The 15,982-nt window shown below is 61.9% G+C and carries 13 protein-coding genes, 1 tRNA gene and 1 pseudogene; 8 read left to right on the top strand and 7 right to left on the bottom strand.

Annotated elements, in window-relative coordinates; all coding sequences use genetic code 11:
- Positions 1 to 11 precede the first annotated feature (11 nt).
- The 4 genes from AC2IR1_RS07160 to AC2IR1_RS07145 all read right to left on the bottom strand — a co-directional run bounded on the left by AC2IR1_RS07160 (position 12) and on the right by AC2IR1_RS07145 (position 5,659).
- A complete protein-coding gene (locus tag AC2IR1_RS07160) occupies positions 12 to 1,241 on the bottom strand; it encodes an aminotransferase class V-fold PLP-dependent enzyme (protein ID WP_486475596.1) in 1,230 nt (409 codons plus the stop codon).
- Positions 1,242 to 1,405: 164 nt separating this feature from the next.
- Positions 1,406 to 3,049, bottom strand: coding sequence for an acyl-CoA dehydrogenase family protein (locus AC2IR1_RS07155; protein WP_486475595.1), 1,644 nt, complete (start codon positions 3,047 to 3,049; stop codon positions 1,406 to 1,408).
- Positions 3,046 to 3,807: an SDR family NAD(P)-dependent oxidoreductase gene (locus AC2IR1_RS07150; protein ID WP_486475594.1), complete on the bottom strand. Its 762-nt coding sequence runs from the start codon at positions 3,805 to 3,807 to the stop codon at positions 3,046 to 3,048. The genes AC2IR1_RS07155 and AC2IR1_RS07150 overlap by 4 nt, the downstream gene beginning before the upstream one ends.
- 4 nt (positions 3,808 to 3,811) lie before the next feature.
- On the bottom strand, positions 3,812 to 5,659 hold the full coding sequence (locus AC2IR1_RS07145) for a feruloyl-CoA synthase (RefSeq protein ID WP_486475593.1): 1,848 nt from the start codon (positions 5,657 to 5,659) through the stop codon (positions 3,812 to 3,814).
- Positions 5,660 to 5,803: 144 nt separating this feature from the next.
- Here AC2IR1_RS07145 and AC2IR1_RS07140 point away from each other — a divergent pair, with 144 nt between their 5' ends.
- The 6 genes from AC2IR1_RS07140 to AC2IR1_RS07115 all read left to right on the top strand — a co-directional run bounded on the left by AC2IR1_RS07140 (position 5,804) and on the right by AC2IR1_RS07115 (position 11,029).
- Complete coding sequence (locus AC2IR1_RS07140) at positions 5,804 to 6,589, top strand: crotonase/enoyl-CoA hydratase family protein (RefSeq protein ID WP_486475592.1); 786 nt, start codon at positions 5,804 to 5,806, stop codon at positions 6,587 to 6,589.
- Between the two features lie 2 nt (positions 6,590 to 6,591).
- Complete coding sequence (locus tag AC2IR1_RS07135) at positions 6,592 to 7,059, top strand: MarR family winged helix-turn-helix transcriptional regulator (RefSeq protein WP_486475591.1); 468 nt, start codon at positions 6,592 to 6,594, stop codon at positions 7,057 to 7,059.
- Positions 7,060 to 7,086: 27 nt separating this feature from the next.
- Positions 7,087 to 7,962, top strand: a complete 876-nt coding sequence (locus AC2IR1_RS07130; RefSeq protein ID WP_486476378.1) for an amidohydrolase family protein — start codon at positions 7,087 to 7,089, stop codon at positions 7,960 to 7,962.
- Between the two features lie 27 nt (positions 7,963 to 7,989).
- Entirely contained in the window at positions 7,990 to 9,114 is a 1,125-nt protein-coding gene (locus AC2IR1_RS07125; RefSeq protein ID WP_486475590.1) for a C4-dicarboxylate TRAP transporter substrate-binding protein, read from the top strand.
- A gap of 92 nt (positions 9,115 to 9,206) precedes the next feature.
- Positions 9,207 to 9,731 (top strand): TRAP transporter small permease, encoded by a 525-nt coding sequence (locus AC2IR1_RS07120; protein ID WP_486475589.1) that lies wholly within the window; start codon positions 9,207 to 9,209, stop codon positions 9,729 to 9,731.
- A complete protein-coding gene (locus AC2IR1_RS07115) occupies positions 9,728 to 11,029 on the top strand; it encodes a TRAP transporter large permease (protein ID WP_486475588.1) in 1,302 nt (433 codons plus the stop codon). The genes AC2IR1_RS07120 and AC2IR1_RS07115 overlap by 4 nt, the downstream gene beginning before the upstream one ends.
- 48 nt (positions 11,030 to 11,077) lie before the next feature.
- Here AC2IR1_RS07115 and AC2IR1_RS07110 read toward each other — a convergent pair whose 3' ends face one another.
- On the bottom strand, positions 11,078 to 11,581 hold the full coding sequence (locus AC2IR1_RS07110; RefSeq protein ID WP_486475587.1) for a MarR family winged helix-turn-helix transcriptional regulator: 504 nt from the start codon (positions 11,579 to 11,581) through the stop codon (positions 11,078 to 11,080).
- A gap of 205 nt (positions 11,582 to 11,786) precedes the next feature.
- Here AC2IR1_RS07110 and AC2IR1_RS07105 point away from each other — a divergent pair.
- Positions 11,787 to 11,860 (top strand) — tRNA-Gly (locus tag AC2IR1_RS07105).
- Between the two features lie 855 nt (positions 11,861 to 12,715).
- Here AC2IR1_RS07105 and AC2IR1_RS07100 read toward each other — a convergent pair.
- Positions 12,716 to 13,503: pseudogene (locus tag AC2IR1_RS07100) on the bottom strand (IS5 family transposase).
- 379 nt (positions 13,504 to 13,882) lie between these two features.
- On the opposite strand from AC2IR1_RS07100, the gene AC2IR1_RS07095 reads away from it, so the two are divergent.
- Complete coding sequence (locus tag AC2IR1_RS07095; protein ID WP_486475586.1) at positions 13,883 to 14,362, top strand: hypothetical protein; 480 nt, start codon at positions 13,883 to 13,885, stop codon at positions 14,360 to 14,362.
- 268 nt (positions 14,363 to 14,630) lie between these two features.
- Here the strand turns inward: AC2IR1_RS07095 and AC2IR1_RS07090 are convergent.
- A protein-coding gene (locus AC2IR1_RS07090) for an IS3 family transposase (protein WP_486475585.1) occupies positions 14,631 to 15,742 on the bottom strand; the annotation gives its coding sequence in 2 pieces (ribosomal slippage) (positions 14,631 to 15,493 and positions 15,493 to 15,742; 1,113 coding nt in all).
- Positions 15,743 to 15,982 lie beyond the last annotated feature (240 nt).

Raw genomic sequence — 15,982 nt, 5'->3', positions numbered from 1 at the left:
AGGCAGCGGCGTCAGGGTGCCGTATCGAGGGGCGCAAGCACCAGCTTCAGCGCGTCTGCCAGGCACTCGATCTCGTCGTCCCGGGTCAGGTAGCTGACCGATGCGCGACAGACCGCGCCCTGCGGCATTTCAAGGGTGGCAAGGGGCGCGTAGCTGTGGCTGACGGCGTTAACCGTGATCTGGCGGACCTTCAGCGCCTGCTGAACCTGCTGAGGTGTTATCGCGGGGTGATGGAATGTCGTGATGTGGCTCTCCGCCGGACCGGCCTCTCGCAGGACAAGGCCGGGCACCTCCGCAAGCGCGCGTCGCAACGCGGTCGTCCTTTCCAGGACACGGTCACGGATCGGGACCGCGCCCAACCGGTTGGCAAGTCGTATGGCTGCGCCAAGCCCAAGGCGAAGCCCGGGAGAGAACTCCCCGGTTTCAAAACGGGCTGCGTCCTGCCGCAGGATGACTTCCCCGGCGACGGCACCGGCCGCACGCAGGTTCAGGGCCCGTGGCGTCAGTTGCTCCAGAAATCCTTCACGTACGTAAAGAAATCCCGTCCCCTTTGGACCCCGCAACTCCTTGCGACCAGCGGCCGTCAGCACGTCGCAACCGATGCGCGCCACGTCGACCGGCAAAACACCGACAGCCTGCGCTGCATCCACGAAGAACGGGATCCCCCGCGCCCGGGCCAGCTGGCCGATACGCTCCACCGGTGCGGCATAGCCAAGGTGGGCACCAACCCAAGTGACTGCGATCAATCGGACGTTGCTGTCGATCAACTCCGCCAGGCCAGAAATATCCATCCGCCCATCGGCCAGTTCCGGGATGCGTTCCAGCCGCGCCCCGCAACGATTGCACTCTTGCTGGAGTGTCAGGATATTGCCGCCCCATTCCGACCCGCCGACCAGGATCCTGTCGCCGGGCCGCAAGGGAGCCAGTGCGAGGAACGCCTTGTTCCAGGCATCGGTGTTCGAAGAGGTAAAGGCGATTTCAGGGGCCGTCGCACCGATCAGCCAGGCGGCTTCGTCCCGCGCGTCCTCCAGCATCTCGGCCACTTCGAGGCCGGCTTCATGCGTTGCGCCACGCAGTTCCCGGGCCAACTGGTCTTGCAGCGCGTCCACCACCTCTGCCGGTAGCAGGCCACTGCTGGCTGCGTTGAAATGCACGATCCCGGGAAGCGCCGGCGTGGCTTTCCTCAGCGCGTCTACGTTCAGATCCTCTAAACTCAATTTTGCCCCATCACCCGGTTGCACTCTTCACAAACATTCGAACTGAGAGCGCCGCACCTACGCGCAGCGTCACTCCTTCGCGAAAGGAGGTCACCGCCTCTTTCGCTTCAAGTGCCTTTTGAATCCACCTTTTCGGACTGTGGCATCCCTGCCCGCAGTCCGTGCCCTGACCTATCTCAAGTCCCGGCTCAGGCAATCCCTTCAAGAAGGTCTGGCGCAAGGCTACAGGCAACTTCGGCCCGTGTCATCTCGGCCCCGGCGAAATGCAGGCGATATCGGGCCCAGCTGCTGCGCTGCCCCCCCAGACGCGCCAGCCGCGTCGACAGCAGCGCGCCGGCAGCCGCCCAGCCTGCACGAAGGTAGCCATCCGCCTGCCCCAGGATCACCGGCATCGGCGCGCCGGACCTCGAAATGCGGTCCGCCAGAGCCTCGAAACGGTCAAGGACATCGCTCGCCTGCAGCCCTCCGCAGTCGGCCGGGCACTGCGCCAGTTCGGTCCGCGCCGAGGAGAGGAACGCCCGCAGGCTTGCCCCCTCATCCCTTAGCAGTCGCCGCATCAGGAAGTCCTGTGCCTGCATACCCGTCGTGCCTTCGTAGATCGTGATGATCCGCGCATCGCGCAGGTACCGTTCGGCCGGCCATTCCCGCGTGTACCCGGCCCCCCCCAACACCTGCACCGCCCCGGATGCAGTTGCGAAGGCGACCTCCCCTCCGAAATTCTTGGCCAGCGGCAACAGGAAGGCAGAGCGCAACTCCGCCTCCTCGCTCCCGGCACGCGCGGCATCTGCCGTCACGGCCGCCTCCAGCACCAGCGCAACCAGCAGGGCGGAGGCGGATTCCAGTTCGAGAAGCTGCCGACGCACATCCGGATGGTTCAGGATTGGAACAGGCGCGGCGTCCGATCGCCCCCCCTGCATCCTTTCCCCGGCATAGCGCCGCGCCAACGCCGACGCGCGCAGCGCGATCCCCGCCCCCTGGCATCCGGTCTGCAGGCGCATCAGTTCGATCATCCGGAACAGGGTCACCAGCCCCCGCCCGGGCACACCGATCATCCGTCCCTCGGCCCCTTCCAGGCTGATCACGCAGGTCGGAGACCCATGCAGGCCAAGCTTCTCCTCGATCCGTTCCAGCCGGATCGCATTGCGACTTCCATCGTCCTTCACATCCGGCACCAGAAAGAGAGACAACCCCCTCGTGCCTTCTTCGGCGGCGCCGGTCCGTGCCAGGCAAAGGTGCCCGATCCGCGCGGTCATGTCCTGATCCCCAAAGGAAATCCAGCATTTCTGCCCCGTGATCTTCCAGGCCTCTCCCGCGGGCTCGGCCCGGGTCCGGATCCTGCCCACGTCGGATCCCGCATCCGGTTCGGAGATGCAGATCGTCGCGGCCCATTCCCCGGCCGCCAGCCTGGGGGCCCAGCTGGCCGCAAGATCCGGCGCCGCAGCAATCAGGCAATGAGCCGCCGCCCGGGTAGATCCGGCAAGCATCATGAACGGCATGGCCGCCCCTTCGAACCCCAGAGAGGCCGCAACATGCAGGGTCGTCGGAAGGGCCTGGCCGCCGTATGCCTCCGGCAGGTCGGCCGCCAGCCATCCGTCTTCCCCCAGCTTCGCAAAGGCCTGGGCGTATCCCTCCGGCGTTCGGACGCGTCCGTTTTCGACCCTGCATCCCTGGATGTCAGCCTGATCCCCCAGGGGCACGAGAAGATCCTCGGCCAGTCGCCCGGCCTCCTGCAGGATCATCTCGGTGTCTTCCTGATCCAGTCCCGCGTCAGAGGCAATCGCCCCCCAACCGGGCGTGACCTGCAGGATGTCCGAAATCAGCTCCGCACTCATCTGGGCTGCATCCGCACCGCGCCGTCCAGACGAATGACTTCGCCATTCAGGTAGGCGGTCTCGAAGATGAAACGCACGGTGCGTCCGAATTCATCTGGATCTCCAAGGCGTTGCGGAAACGGGATCGTGGCCGCGATGGATTTCTGAACCTCCTCGCCCAATCCTTCCAGAAGAGGGGTCAGGAACAGGCCCGGCGCAATCGTGTTTACCCGAACGCCGAACTTCGCCAGCTCGCGCGCGATCGGCAAGGCCATCGAAACGATTCCACCCTTCGAAGCCGCGTAGGCCGCCTGCCCGATCTGCCCATCAAAGGCCGCAACGGAGGCGGTATTCACGATCACCCCGCGCTCTCCGTCCTCCAATGGGTCCGAGGCGACCATTCTCGCGGCGGCAAGGCGCAGCATGTTGAACGATCCCAGAAGGTTGACCCGGATCGTGCGTTCAAAATCCCCGAACGGCAAAGGCCCTTCACGCCCGACGACGCGTCCCGCCTCCCCGATGCCGGCACAGTTCACAAGGCCGCGCAGCGGGCCAAGCTTCGAGATTGCCTCATCCAGGGCGGCCTCCGCCGCGCCCGGATCCGCCACGTCGATGGCTTGCGCCACGCCTCCCAATTCCGCGGCCACCGTCTGCGCCGCCTCGGCATTCCGGTCGATCACGGTGATCTTGGCCCCCGACGCAGCCAGACGGCGCGCAGTCGCCGCACCAAGGCCCGAGCCGCCGCCAGTGACGGCCACATGTGCATCCTGAAGGTTCATGGCGTCAGATCCTTTCCATGTGCAGCGAGATGACCCGGGGATCCTCTGACCAGAGGTTCGCGACCGTATCCGCGCGATAGCGCAGAACCGCCCGCTGGTTGATCGACCCCTTGTCGGTCACCTCTCCCTTCTCGAAGGACAGCGGCGCTTCGAGGAACATCATGCGTGTCACCCGGCTTGCCGATCCCGTGGCCTTTGCCGCATGGGCATCCAGCAGATCCGCCGCCACGCGGCGCACCTTGGGATCGTTCAGCAGCGCCTCGCCCTGCAGGTCATCGTCATCGACCATGGCTCGAAGGGCATCCCAGTCCGGCACCACCAGAGCTCCGAGCTCGGTGTGCCCCTCCCCCGCGATAACCACGTCCGAAGCCAGCCCCTGCAGGTCGTTGGTCAGCCGCGCCCGCAACGGACCAACAGCCACCCAGGTGCCGGAGGCAAGCTTGAAATTCTCGGCCAGGCGGCCATCGAAATAGAAACCCGCCGCAGGGTTGCCCGGCTCGACAAAGCGGAAGGCGTCACCGAAACCGTAGAACCCCTCCTCGTCGAAAGCCTCTGCCGACAGTTTTTCATTCCGCCAGTAGCCCGGGGTGATGTTCGGCCCCTTCACCCGCGCTTCGTACTTGTCCCCCTCCGGCGCCAGCTTCAGGATCACACCGCGCGCAGGAATTCCGAGGTTCCCGGCAGTTTCCTGCGGCACGGTGTTCATCACCGAAAAGGGCCCCGTCTCGGTCGCGCCGAACCCGGTCGTGAGCAGCACCCCACCTTCGACCATCTCGTTCGCCACCCGGGTGATCCTGTTCCAGACGGGCTGGCTCATCCCGGCCCCGGCGTACATCAACAGTTTGACCCGGCTAAAGAAATTCTTCCGCAGCACCTGATCCGTCTCCATGACGTCCAGCAACATCTGGTAGCCAAGCGGCACGTTGAAGTACCAGGTCGGTGCGACCTCCCTCAGGTTTCGGATGGTCTTTCCAATGTCGCGCGGCGTCGGCTTGCCGTCATCCACGTAGAAGGTGCCGCCGTTGTAGATCACGAGGTTGAAGGTCTTGTTGCCCGCCGCAGTGTGGTTCCAGGGCGCCCAGTCGCAGATGACGGGGGGCTCCTCGCGCATGTAGCAGAAACAATCCGCGACCATCTCCTGATTGGAGCAGAGCATTCGCTGGGTCTGGATCACCGCCTTGGGCGAGCCGGTCGTGCCCGAGGTAAACAGGAACTTCGCCACTGTGTCCGGGCCGACGGCGGCATGGGCCGTCTCCATCTCCGCGCTCGGTTCCGTCGCGATCAGATCATCGAAGCGCAAGACATCGCGGTCCTTCAGGCGGCCGCTCACGCAGACAACGGGCACGGACGGGTCGAAGACCTCGTGCACCGCGCGGGCAAAGGGCGTGACATCTTCGGCAAAGACCATGCCGGGCGTCAGTTGCGCCACGACATCAACCAGCTTTCCCAGGTCCCCCTTGGCCAAAGCATATGCCGGCGCCAGCGCAGCCGACGGTACCCCGACATGCTGGGCGGCAAGGGCCATGATCGCGTGGCTGGTGGAATTGCCCGAAAGAATCAGCAGCGGCCGTTCCGGCGACAGCCCGGCGTCCAACAGCGCACTGCCCACGGCGCGGATCATCGCCGCGCCTTCCGCATAGGTCGTGTGCTGCCAGTCACCATCGTCGCCGCCGCGCTGCACCATCCAGCTGCGATCAGGCGCCACGTCGGCCCAGTGCATGAATCTCTCAGTCATGCAGCGGGGATAGGGGCCCAGCTCCTCCTCCTGCCAGACCAGGATCGAGCCGTCTTCGCGACACTCGTGGCGAATGACGGGTGCCCAGAAATCCTGGGCCCGCGAATTGTCGGACATGGGTCTCCTCCGTTGCCAAGTGACCCGGAACAATTCTCTCCTCACGTTCCGGGATTGGTTGATCAGAGATTGACTCAGCAATTTTATTTTGTCTACTAGGAAACAAATATCGAGACGAAGACGAGTTAAAGGGAGACCGGGCGGATGGCCGATTCCGATGGAAAGTCTTTTATTTCCTATGAGTTGCGCGACAATGTCGCGCTGATCGGCCTCACCCGGCCGGAAAAGCGGAACGCGATCAGTGACGCGGTGATCGAAGAGCTTTCCGTCATAATTGATCGTGCACGGGCAGAGGCGAAAGCCGCCGTGATCTTCGGCGAAGGGCAGCATTTCTGTGCCGGTCTCGACCTGGCCGAGCACTCCGAAAAGCCCCTGCTCGAATCGATCCTGGGCTCTCGCCGCTGGCACGAGGTCTTCGACCGTATCGAACGAGGGCGCATTCCCTTCATCGCCGCGCTGCACGGCGCAGTGGTCGGCGGCGGGTTCGAGCTTGCCTCCTCCTGCCAGATCCGGGTGGCGGACGAGACGGCCTACTTCGGCCTGCCGGAAGGCCAGCGGGGTATCTTCGTGGGCGGCGGCGGGTCAGTCCGGATCGAACGTCTGATCGGGACATCCCGGATGACGGACATGATGCTGACCGGTCGCGTTGCAAAGTCCGACGAAATGGAACGTTGGGGCGGGGTGAACTACGTAACCCCGGCGGGGCATGCCGTGGAAAGGGCAATCGCCCTGGCCGAGGAAACCGCGACGAATTCCGAATTCTCGAACTATGCCGTGATGAATGCCCTGCCCCGCATTCGCGACATGTCGTCCGAAGACGGGCTCTTCGTCGAATCCATGGTTTCCGCCCTGGCCTCAATGACCCCCGAAGCGCAGGAGCGCCTGCGCGCCTTCCTTGAAAAGCGCGCGAAGAAAGTGCTGGCGGGCTGAAGATGAACGGCCCCGACACCATCCCCGATGCCGATGCGATCTCCAGGGAGAGCCTGAAGGGATCCCTGGGCTTCCTGCTGCGTCTCGCGCAGCTTGGCTCCTTCGGACATTTCTTCGCCGTCACGGAGGAAGAGGACGTTCGGCCGGGAGAGGTGACCGTGCTTGACCTGATCCGCGAAAACCCCGGCATCCGCCAGGGGATCGTTGCCAGGACGCTGAAGATCAAGCGCGCTCAGATGTCGAAGATGATCAACAAGATGGAGGCGGACGGCCTGGTCGAGAAGCGCGTGCCGGAGGAGGACCGCCGCGCCATCGAACTTCGCCTGCTGCCACCCGGGGAAGCCCTGATCGCGCGGATCACCGCAGGCTTTCCCGAAATCGAGAGACGGACCCGCAAGAACCTGACGGATGCGGAGACGCGAGAGCTACGTCGCCTGCTCATCAAGATGACGGGGCTCGACAAGGACTGAAGGGGGGAGGAACCCATGACCCGCACGATGAATGTCGATGAACTGATAGCCATCGACTTCCACACCCATGCCGAGGAGCCCTGCGATTGCGGGCGGGATGACGGCTACCATGAATTCCAGGCGGGTATGGCGCGGTATTTCAAGAATCCCGCGGGCGCTGACGGCATGCTGCCGACCGTGCCTCAGACCGCGGAATACTTCCGTGAACGCCGGATTGGCGCCGTGATCTTCCCCGTCGATGCTGAACGGGAAACCGGATTTCAACGCTACTCCAACGAGGAAGTCGCGGAACTGGCGGCGGAGAACGCCGATGTGCTGATCCCCTTCGCCTCGATCGACCCGCACAAGGGCAAGGCCGGCGCACGCGAAGCCCGGCGCCTGATCCGGGATTTCGGCGTGAAGGGGTTCAAGTTTCACCCGACCATGCAGGGCTTTTTCCCCAATGATCGCATGGCCTACGATCTTTACGAGGCAATCGCCGAGGAAGGGGCGATCTCCCTCTTCCACTCCGGTCAGACCGGCGTGGGATCGGGCATGCGGGGCGGCATGGGAATGCGGCTGAAGTACTCCAACCCGATGCATGTGGATGACGTGGCCGTCGATTTCCCCGACATGCCGATCGTGCTGGCCCACCCCTCCTTCCCCTGGACCGAGGAAGGCCTGTCGGTCGCACAGCACAAGCCCAACGTCTACATCGACATGTCCGGCTGGGCGCCCAGGTACTTCCCGCCGATCTTCGTGAAATATGCGAATTCGATCCTGAAGAAGAAGATGCTTTTCGGCTCGGACTGGCCGGCGATCACGCCGGACCGCTGGCTGGCCGAATTCGACGAACTTGACCTCAGGGAGGAGGTCAAGCCGCTGATCTTGAAGGAGAACGCAAGGAGGCTCCTGAAGATCTGATCTTGATAAGCAACCAGGGAGGAGAAAATGGTGGCTTTGAAGAAGACCCTGATGATGGCGGTGGCAGCCGGGATGGCCTTCGCCGCGACCGCCGATGCACGTGACCTGCGGATCGCCTCGGGCGCGCCGCCGGCGCATCCGTCCAACGGATACCTGTACAAACCTTTCGCCGAGTACATCAAGGAGGAGTCGGGCGGCGCGATCTCCACCATCGAACTGGGCACGGAGGTGGTCGGCCTGGGCCAGATGAAGGACGCCCTGCAAACGGGCCTCGTGGACGTGGGCAACCTGCTGCCGCTCTACTTCCCGGCAGAACTGCCGAACTTCGCCCTGGCGGGGGAGCTGTCCCTGTCAGGCCGCGACGCCCACGCCATGTCCGCCGCCCTGACCGAATACACGGTTACCTGCGACACCTGCCAGACGGAGCTGTCGGATTTCGGCATGGTCTACCTGGGCTCCGGCTCGTCCGACCAGTACGCCCTGCTGACCAAGACGCCCGTCACTTCGGCAGAGGATATCAAGGGCCTTCGCCTGCGATCCGGCGGTGCGCCCTACACCCGTTGGGCAGAACACTTCGGCGCGACCCCGGTCTCCGTCTCGGTGCTCGAAACCTTCGAGGCGATGTCCCAGGGCACGATCGACGGTTCCATGGCCTCCATCGGGGATCTGCTGGCCTTCCGCCTGATCGAATTGGTCAAGGACGTGACGGTCATTCCGCTGGGCACCTACTTCGCCACCTCCAACCTGACCACCGCGAAACCCACCTGGCAAAGCCTGTCGCTGGAGGAGCGCGAAGCCATGGCCCGTGCCGCCAACCGCGCCAACGCGGACATGGCGCAACGCTGGGGCTACGACTTCCCCGCGATTGCCGAAAAGGCCGCCGAGGAAGCCGGCATTTCCATCACCGAAGCCTCGCCCGAGTTCACCAAGGCCGCGGCTGACTTCGCGATCGCGGACCGCGAAACCGCCGCCCAGATCTCGGCCGAGCGGTTCGGGATGGCCGATGCGGATGAACGCGTGGCCGAGTTCGTGCGACTGATCGAAAAGTGGGAAGCCATTTCCGACGAGGTCGGCCACGACAAGGATGCCATGGTGCAAAAGGTCTGGGATGAAGTCTGGAGCAAGGTGGATTTCGCCACCTACGGGATGTGATCCCCGGACCGACACCTGACGCTCGGATGTTCCGCGGTCGGTTCCGGTCGGCCGCGGGCACACTGCCTATCTCATCCAACAGGACCTGACCCATGAAAACCCTGGAAAGGGCCGCGGACCGACTGTCCCAGGGCCTTGCCCTTCTCGGTTCGATCGGCCTCATCGCCATGCTGGTGCATGTCACCGTGGACGTGACGCTGCGCAATACGATTGCCACGCCGATCCCGGCCACGAATGAAATCGTTTCAAGCTATTACATGGTTCTGATCGTCTTCCTGCCGCTAGCCTGGGTCGAAAAGAGCCGCACGATGATCACGGTCGAGGTGATGGAGATGGTGCTGACGCCCTTCGGGCGCCGACTGTCCGACGCCGCAGTGGGGCTGCTTGCGACCGCAGTCTACGGGACCCTCGGATGGGTGACGCTGCAGGTCGCGCTGAAGAACATGAAGATCGGCAGTTTCGTCGATGTCCTGGGCCACAAGATCGCGACCTGGCCCAGCTATTTCCTCCCCACGACGGGTTTCTTCCTTGCGGCCCTGGTGACCGCCCTGCGCGTGGTGGTCCTGCTGAAAGGCCCGACGGCCGTCACGCACAACCCCGAGGTCCCAGAGCAATGAGTGTTGAAACCGGCTTCTACGGCATCGCCGCCCTGTTGCTGCTGCTGGTCCTGCGGGTGCCTGTCGCCCTGGCGATGATCACCGTCAGCTTTGGCGGCATCGTCAGCCTGCTGGGCATGAAACCCGCCATCGGCATCCTGCAGAACACGCCCTACGACTTCGCCGCAAAGTGGACGATGTCCGCCGTACCGATGTTCCTGCTGATGGGCTTCGTGGCCTTTCACGCCAACCTGACCTCGGGCCTTTTCACCGCCGCCAAAGTGCTGCTGAAACGGATCCCGGGTGCCTTGGCCATCGCGTCGGTCTTCACATGCTCGGGCTTTGCGGCGGTTTGCGGCTCCTCCATCGCGACGGCGGCCTCGATGGGCCGGATCGCCATCCCCGAAATGGTCAAGGCTGGCTACTCGCCCTCCATCGCGGCGGGGTCCATCGCCGCCGGCGGCACCATCGGGGCGCTGATCCCGCCGTCGATCATCATGATTATCTATGGTGTCTTCGCCGAAACCTCGATCACCCAGGTCTTCATGGGCGGCGTCACCATCGGGATCATGACCGCAATCGGCTACTCCGTGGTGATCCTGATCGGCAGCTGGTTCTGGCCCCACCTGGTGCCGCGCCGCCCGATCGAGGGCGACACGCCGCCCCTGGGAGAAGCCTTGCTGCAGACCTGGCCGGTTCTCGCGCTGATCGCCCTTGTCTTCGGCGGGATGTTCTCCGGCCTGTTCAGCGCGACCGAAGCGGGCGCCGTTGGCGCGGCTGGCGCCCTGCTCTGCGCTGCCCTCGTGAAGCGGCTCAGCTGGAAGGTCCTGCGCACCTCTTTTCTGGAAACACTACAGACCACGGCATCGCTGCTGATCATCGGCATCGGCGCGGCGATGTTTACCCGATTCCTCGGCATCACCGGGCTGTCCAACTTCATCGCGGCACAGGTCAGCGGCGCCGACATCGGGTACTATCAGCTCATGCTCATGATCGTGTTGATCTATTTCCTGCTGGGCATGGTGATGGAACCCTTCGGCGCCATGCTGGTGACCCTGCCGATCTTCATTCCTATCCTCAATGCAGAGGGCATCAGCCTGGTCTGGTTCGGGGTCCTCGTGGTCAAGCTGCTGGAAATCGGCATGGTCACGCCACCCGTCGGCCTGAACGTCTTCGTCATCCGCAACGTGGCCAGTGAACACGTGACGACGATGCAGGTCTTCAAGGGGGTCGGCCCGTTTCTCCTGTCGGATCTTCTGGTTACCGCGCTTGTGGTGATCTTCCCTGCACTGGTGCTTTTCCTGCCATCCCTGCTGTGACGCCAGCCAGAGCCCGTGGCGCCTTTGGGGGCCACGGGGTGCGCCCGATCAGTCTTCGAGATTTTGCAGGAACTGGCGCATCACCTTCAGGAACACCTCGAAATCCGCGTCTGATACCCCTCTGAGCATGCGCGTTTCCGCCTCCAGCGCGATGGCAAGCATGTCTTCAAAGACCTTCTGCCCCTGGTCGGACAGCCACCAACTGCGCCGGCGGATGTCACCGGGGGGCGAACGGAACTCCAACAGGCCACGTTCCCTCAGCATGTGAAGCGACCGGCTGATCGCGGACTTGTCCATGCGCAGGGCGCTGCAGATCCGGGACGCGCTCGTGCCCGGCTCCACGCTGATCACTGCGATCACGCGCCATTCAACGACGCCAAGGCCGAAGTCATTGCGAAAGACACCCGCGATCTGACGGGTCCAGGCCGTGCTGACAGCATTCAGCAGGAAGGGCGCGTAGTGGTCCAGATCCAGTTCGTTGCGCGGCGCGGGCATTTCAACCTGTGCACCAACCTGCCCGACATCGTCTGCTGCGTTTCGGCTCCGCTCCATCAATATCCCCCACAGAAAACAAATTACCTGAAAGTAACATTGGGCAGAGCATGTCGCATCGCATCGCTCGTTTCCAGACAAAGCTTGCGGAAGTCTCGGCCAATTCCGGACAGATGGCCCGGCGGAACCGTCCGGCGATCTGCCCTTCGGGGCACGAACCCACTTGACCCTCCCCCGCGCGATGCAATAGTCACGGCGCACCCGAGCGGGCGTTGTGTAATGGTAAGACCCTTGCCTTCCAAGCAAGAGATACGGGTTCGATTCCCGTCGCCCGCTCCAAGTCTTCCAAACTTGTTTCAGTTTTTCAGTCCCTTAGGGCCAAACGTGTCCCACGTAGAATGTGCCCGTGGGACACCACGCTCTCGCTTTCAAGACCAAGGCAAGCCCGCATGCCGTCGCCGAGTGCACCTAGAACACCGCCGATGACACCTTCTCTACCATCGGCGCGCGCCGACCGCGCTCCAGGCAGTGACGTTCCACGCGAAGCGGACCCTCGACTCGACCTAGCGAGCATGACTAGACTAAGTCAGACCGAAGCGGTGACGCGTGCCAAGCGCAGCGCTCCGCCGCCCCCGGCCCCATCCGGACCTTCGCAAGGTTCGGCCTCGCTGTGGCGCAGCGTCCCCAAACCGGCCATCGGTGGCATCGTGCAGCATGTTCAGGCATGCAGAGGTCAGCAGTGCGGACAATGCGCCAGTTCACCGCCGCTATGCCGATGCCTGCTCTCCTGAAGCGGAAGGTGAGCACTATTGGAGCTTAAACCTTCGAACAACGATCATGAGAGATGTGCTTTCGAAATAGACTGAAGTCGCACAATAGGTCCCCGGTCGCAGTTTGATTGGTAAGCTTGCTGCAACAAGGTTGTCACCAATTTCTACGGCCTGGATGACCCGCAGCTCACCTGGTTCGTGAACTTAGATACTGATGTGTTCCGCTCGTTCGCTTTCAAGTAGCTCTTTGAACGCCTCGGAATGCAGTGCAGGCAGGATTTCGGCTTCATCGTCTATGCCTATCCACTGAACGAAGTAGCCGCCTTCAAAGTCATTTGTCGTGATCCAAGAAATGGGCCCGACGTCTCCTCCAAGAACATATGCCGTGTCTGCACCAGAATTTAATGGACCAATCCGGTCTAGGTCATGTTGACAAATGGCGGATCCAGAGACGGATCGACGTGATGTCAATGAAGCCGAGGAAGCTTTCCGCCGTCCTGTCGTAGCGGGTCGCGACACGCCTGGCGTTCTTGAGTTTGTTGAAGCAGCGTTCGACCATATTACGCAGGCGATACAGAGAGCGATCGACGCCAATCCGCTTCTTGCGGGACCTTCGCATCGGTATCACGGGCAGGACGTTGCGCGCCTCCATGCCGTCTCTGATCTAGTCTGCATCGTAGCCGCGATCCGCGAGCAGCACGCTCGGGCGGGGCAGATTATCCGCCATCACCAGATCGAAACCGAGATAGTCCGACGTCTGGCCAGGCGTGATCTCTGTCCTCATGGGTAGCCCGTGCGCATTGACGAGGAGGTGGATCTTGGTCGTAAAGCCACCTCGAGAACGGCCGAAACCTTGTCGTGGAGTCCCCCTTTAGCGCCCGCTGCCTGATGGTGGGCGCGGATCACGGTGCTGTCGATCATCTGCAGGGCGCTTGGCACGGCCCCGCTCTGGTTCAGTGCCTCCATGATGTCCTCCCAGAGCCCGGCCAACGTCCAGCGCCGGAATTGCCGATAGACGCTCGACCATTTGCCGAACTCCCCGGGAAGATCGCGCCATGGCGCCCCGGTTCGGGCAATCCAGAAAATCCCATCAAGAACGAGGCGGTGGTTGGTGGGTTTGCGCCCGTTCGGGGCCCGGACTGCAAGGATGAAGCGCTCAAAGAACGCCCATTCCTCGTCCGACATAAGGTCTCGTGCCAAGCTGGTCTCCATCGCAGATGCCAGCTTGAATCATGCCCTACGCCCGAGGGGAATCCCTTTTGTCAACACGACCTAGTTACAACAGCCGAAACCAAAGTCGGTGACTCTCTTGTCAAGTTAGCCACTGAGCGTGGTGTTGCTGTTTATCATAGAACCACTAGCTATGATCCAGATACGGGGAGATTTGTGGTTGGAGACGGAACACTTTTGAATCCGAGTGTTCTGGGTGATCGACAAGTCTTGCCGAAACCCGACCCAGAAGAGGTGGATCTATTTGTTCACTAAGGCAACACTGGGGTGGCCAAAAATGGCTCTAGCGCTTCTTGTACTCCTAGTTGTCGCGTCGGGGGTGTTTCTGTACATGGCAAAAAAAAGCAAACCGAGAGTCGGCATGCAGTACGATACCAGCGTAGCCTACGACCTATTGAGAAAATCAGGCAAGTTGATCGAGCCGCAGGACGGCGTGTTACCTTTTCGACTTGGGATTTCGAAAGCACAGTTCGAGCGAATTTGGACAGAGTTGGACAGCTTCAAGTTTGACCAGCTTAACGAAATGAAAGTCCTCCAGATCAATCAAGACATGTTTGATAGCCCAGCCTTCAACGACGTCAGTCAAAAGGCGATCACCCAGATTGTTCTAATGAAGATGATAGTTCATGATCTGGTCGATGGTGTCGATGGCGGCTCTACAATTTATGACATGGAAGGCGAGAATGGTTGCATAGATCGCATTTTGGTGCGCTCCGACTCTCGCGAGTATGACGTTAGCAAATACATTTTGGATGCTTTTGACGGTGATGAAGCCGCCATCTCAGGGGATACGATCCAAGGAGTGGTTCGTTTTATGCGTAAGAACTTCCGCCCGATTTAGAACGCGCGACAGAGTAATATTTTACAGGATTCCACTCCAAGTGTAACATGTGGACGACCCTTCATCTGTTACACATCTTTCGAATTGATCGCGACGCCACCCCTTGGAATAGCTCTCGGTAAACCCCACTATATGTGGTGTTCATGATTGCCTTGGCGTCTGACGTGAAGCTCGAAGTATCGGTGCTGATCGAAAGCCGAGGTGATCTCGCCAAGGTGGCGTTAGCTGCCAAGGTGTCTGTGTGACCTGCTCCCCATAGAGTCCGCGTTTATGAGTTAGCTCTGTTCAGGGTTTGGTCCTCTACTGACCGTTGGTGATACTCCCACGGGGTGAGCCCGTCGAGGCTCGTGTGAGGGCGGTGGTGGTTGTAGTCGTCGCGCCATTCGGCGATCAGCTCCCGAGCGTGGCGCAGGTTGGCGAACAGGTGCTCGTCAAGGCACTCGTCGCGCAGGCGGCCATTGAAGCTCTCGACGAAGCCGTTCTGCATGGGCTTTCCCGGAGCGATGTAGTGCCACTCGACCTTGCGGTCCTCCTGCCATTTGAGGATGGCGTTCGAGGTCAGCTCCGTGCCGTTGTCGCTGACCACCATGCAGGGATAGCCGCGCACCCGAGCGATGCTGTCGAGCTCACGGCCAACGCGCTGCCCTGACAGCGAGGTGTCCACGACCGCGGCCAGGCATTCCCGGCTGAAGTCGTCGATGACGCAGAGCACCCGGAAGCGACGACCATCGGACAGGCTGTCTGACACGAAGTCCAGCGACCATCGCTGGTTCGGCCCCTGCGGGATCGTCATGGGTGCCCTGGTCCCCAGGGCTCGCTTGCGACCGCCCCGTTTACGGACTGTTAAGCCTTCTTCTCGGCAGATCCGGTAGAGCTTCTTCCAGTTCACCTTCCAGCCCTCTCGGCCCAGCAGGAGGTGCAGTCGCCGATAGCCGAAGCGACGCCGTTCGCTGGAAAGCGCCTTTAGCCTCTCTCGCAGTCCGGTGTCTGCAGGTCTGGTTGATCCACGCCGATACACACGCGGATCGATCCCGGCTGGGGCGCAAGCCCGCCGCTGGTTGTAGCTTTTCTCTGTCATGGCCCAGTCCACAGCGCGTCGCCTTGCACCGGGCTTCAGAAGTTTTTTCCCAGCATCTCCTTGAGCGTGGCCACGTCGAGCATTTGTTCAGCCAACATCTTCTTCAGCTTTGCATTCTCGGCTTCGAGCGCCTTCAGCCGCCTGGCCTCAGACACTTCCATGCCGCCATACTTCGAGCGCCATTTGTAGAACGTGCCATCACTGATGCCATGCTTCCGGCAAAGCTCCTTGGCGCCTATCCCGGCTTGGTGCTCCTTCAGGATGCCAATGATCTGCTCTTCGCTAAAACGGCTTTTCCGCATCGTCTGTCTCCTCGTGTGGAGAACAGGCTATCTTCAAACCGCGGACTTTTCAGGGGAGCAGGTCAGGAACTACGAAAGCAAAGTGGTCAGTGCCTCTTCGTATTCCTCGGAGAAACGTCCTCGCTTGGAGAAAACAGAAACTGCGTGCATTGCATGTAAAGATGCGTTACCCACTCCTCCGAACGCTTAAACGAGTCTACATCGCACCAATCCACTTCAGTTGCGTCAGAGGCTTTCTCA

The sequence above is a fragment of the Pseudooceanicola sp. NS-SX8 genome, from assembly GCF_057380755.1.
Note: the sequence above shows the minus strand (reverse complement) of the source record. Positions and strands in the feature narration are given on the sequence as shown.